The sequence below is a fragment of the Clostridium boliviensis genome, from assembly GCF_033342255.1.
In the GTDB taxonomy this organism is placed as follows: domain Bacteria; phylum Bacillota; class Clostridia; order Lachnospirales; family Lachnospiraceae; genus Lacrimispora; species Lacrimispora boliviensis.
In genome coordinates this window covers 1-528 of record NZ_JAWONS010000048.1, presented here as the reverse complement: position 1 = coordinate 528, position 528 = coordinate 1, and the positions used below count along the sequence as shown (strand labels likewise).

Sequence of the window (528 nt, the reverse complement as noted above, 5' to 3'; positions counted from 1 at the left end):
TTCTGAAGGATGCGGCCCTCCTTCACCTGGTACAAATCCGCCGACACCTTTCCGGATACGATCGCTTCCCCCAGCCCGAAGCTGGCGTCGATGGAGACGACCCGCCGGTTTCCGCTCAGCGGATCGGCGGTGAAGAGGATACCGGAAACCTCCGGGTTCACCATCCGCTGCACCACGACAGACAAATACACCTGCCGGTGGTCATAGCCGTTTTTCATCCGATACGCGATCGCGCGATCCGTAAACAACGAGGCCCAGCATTTTCGGATGTGCTGAAGCAGCTCCTCCCGACCCTTCACGTTCAGATAGGTGTCCTGCTGGCCGGCGAAAGAAGCGGTCGGCAAATCCTCCGCCGTCGCACTGGATCGGACGGCGTAGGCATGCGCTTCCCCGGCCCTCCTCCAGGCTTCCGTGATCTCCCGCTTGAGGGATGCGGGGATCTCCAGCTCCAGCAGGTGGGTGCGGATCCGCTCGCCCAGCGCCCGCAGCCCCTCCATCTCTTCCGGATCCAGGCCGCCCAGTTCGTCC

The 528-nt window shown here is 63.1% G+C and carries 1 protein-coding gene; it reads right to left on the bottom strand.

Annotation, left to right across the window (positions count from 1 at the left end):
• A partial coding sequence (locus RZO55_RS02375; RefSeq protein WP_318062699.1) for a PEP/pyruvate-binding domain-containing protein occupies positions 1-528 on the bottom strand: 528 nt, incomplete at both ends.